This is a genomic window from Kitasatospora putterlickiae (assembly GCF_039527695.1).
Taxonomy (GTDB): domain Bacteria; phylum Actinomycetota; class Actinomycetes; order Streptomycetales; family Streptomycetaceae; genus Kitasatospora; species Kitasatospora putterlickiae.
Map to the genome: position 1 here is coordinate 1 of NZ_BAAAKJ010000023.1, position 2276 is coordinate 2276.

Here is a 2276-nt window from a genome sequence, read left to right on the forward strand (position 1 = left end):
CACGGGCATCCGGAGGAGAAGCCGCCCCGGCCCGACCTGGTGGTCCGGCGCGGCGCGCTGTCCGTGCTGCTCCCCCGCCGCTCCGCGCTGGCCGCGCTCGGCCTCGCCGCCGCGCTGCTGGCCGCCGTGGTGGTCTCCGCGCACGCCGGCCAGAGCGACCTCGGCCTCGGGCGCACCTTCCAGGCCGTCTTCGGCTACGGCGAGCGCCTCGACGTGCTGCTGGTGCAGAAGTTCCGGCTCAGCCGGATCGTCGCGGGCCTCGCCGCCGGCGCCGCGCTCGGCCTGGCCGGTTGCCTCACCCAGACGCTGGCCCGCAACCGGCTCGCCACCCCCGAACTGCTCGGCGTCAACGACGGCGCCACCGCCGCCGTGCTGATCTCGGTCACCGCCTCGGGCACGTTCGGCGCCTGGTGGGCCGGGCCGATCGGCGCGCTGGTCGCCGTCGGCGTGGTCACCGTCGTCTCCGGCGGGCTCGGCGCGCGCGGCTACCGGGTGCTGGTGGTGGGCCTCGCCATGTCGGCGCTCGCCTCCGCCGTCATCCAGGTGGCGATGGCCCGGCGCTCGCTCAGCTCGGCGTCCTCGCTCTACGTCTGGACCTCCGGCAGCCTCAACGGCCGCGACTACGAGGTGGCCACGCCGGTGCTGATCGGCCTCGCCGTGCTGGTGCCGCTCGCCCTGGTGGTGGCCCGCCGGCTGGCCGTCCTGCGGTTCGACGACAACGTGGCGTCCTCGCTCGGCGTCGACCCCGGCCGGGTCCGGCTCGCCTGCCTGCTGCTGGCCGTCGCGCTGGCCGGCCTCGCCGTCGGCGTCTGCGGTCCGGTCGGCTTCGTCGCGCTGGCCGCGCCGGTGATCGCCGGACGGCTGGCCGGCCCGGCCCGCGTCCCGGTGCTCGGCTCGGCGCTGGTCGGCGCGGTACTGATCGTGCTGGCCGACACCCTCGGCCGGGTGCTGATCTCCGGCGTCGAGATCCCGGTGGGCATCGTCACCACCGTGCTCGGCGGCCCCTTCCTGCTCTGGGTGTTGCTCGGCCGCAAGGGCAACCCCGCCTGACCATCGAGGAGTTCCGCACGTGCAGAGTGAACCGCGCGACACCGGTGACGAGTTCTGGGCCAGGGTGGCCGCCGAGGGCGCGCCGCTGGTCGACCCCGACCCCGACGACCCGGCCTACCGGCGGGTGACCTTCGTCCTGCGCGACGAGCCGGGCGAGCCGCCGTACGACGGCGTGCTCGCGCTCGTCCACACCGTCACCGACAAGGACCGGCACGCCGGCGACCTCACCCCGCACCTGATGGAGCGCCGGCCCGGCGGCTGGTCGCGCGGCTACCGGCTGCGCGCCGACCACCGGGCCTCCTACCAGCTGTACCCGGTGCGCGGCGCCGTCCCCGGCACCCGGCGGGCCGACTGGCTGCGCGTCCTGGACGGCGCCCTCCCCGACCCGCTCGGCACCGGCCCCCGGCTGCCCGCCCGCGACGGCCGCCACCCCTCCACGGTGCTCGCCCTGCCCGAGGCGCCCGCCCAGCCGTACGCCGAGCGGCGCGCGGACGTGCCCCGCGGCCGCACCGTGCGCGCCGAGGTGGCCGGGCGGCGGATCGACGTCCACCTGCCCGCCGGGCACCGCGCCGACGCCGGCCCGTACCCCGTGCTGGTCCTGCTGGACGGCGAGATGTGGGGCGAGGTGCTGTCCTTCGGCGACACCCTGGACAACCTGACCGCCGAGGGCCTGATCCCGCCGACCGTCGCCCTGCTCGTCCACACCATGGGCCCCGGCCGGCCGGCCGACCTCAGCTGCAACCCGGACTTCGTCGACCTGCTCGCCGACCGGATCCTGCCCTGGGCCGCCGCCGAGCACCGCGCCACCGCCGACCCGGCCCGCACCGTGATCGCCGGCCAGAGCGCGGGCGGACTGACCGCCGCCTTCGCCGCCTTCCGCCGCCCCGCCCGGTTCGGCAACGCGCTGTCGCAGTCCGGATCGTTCTGGTGGCCGGACGGCACCGAGTTCGACAGCGGCGGCGAGTGGCTGACCCGCCGGTTCGCGGCCACCGAACGCGGCGGGGCGCGGTTCTGGATCGAGGTCGGCCTCCAGGAGTGGATGCTGCTCACCCAGAACCGCCACCTGCGCGACGTACTGACCGCGCGCGGCTACGACCTCGCCTACCGGGAGTTCAACGGAGGCCACGACTACGCCTGCTGGCGCGGCGGCCTGGCCGACGGCCTGGTCCACCTGCTGGGCGGATCCGCCAGGCGCTGACGGCCGGTCCCCGGTGCAGCGGACGGCC

At 76.8% G+C, this 2276-nt stretch carries 2 protein-coding genes; both read left to right on the forward strand.

The window, feature by feature from the left end; all coding sequences use genetic code 11:
• Positions 1 to 1050: FecCD family ABC transporter permease (locus tag ABD308_RS02870; RefSeq protein WP_344324998.1), on the forward strand; the 1050-nt coding region annotated here is incomplete at its 5' end.
• 19 nt (positions 1051 to 1069) lie between these two features.
• Complete coding sequence (fes, locus tag ABD308_RS02875; protein WP_344325001.1) at positions 1070 to 2248, forward strand: enterochelin esterase; 1179 nt, start codon at positions 1070 to 1072, stop codon at positions 2246 to 2248.
• Positions 2249 to 2276: the final 28 nt, after the last annotated feature.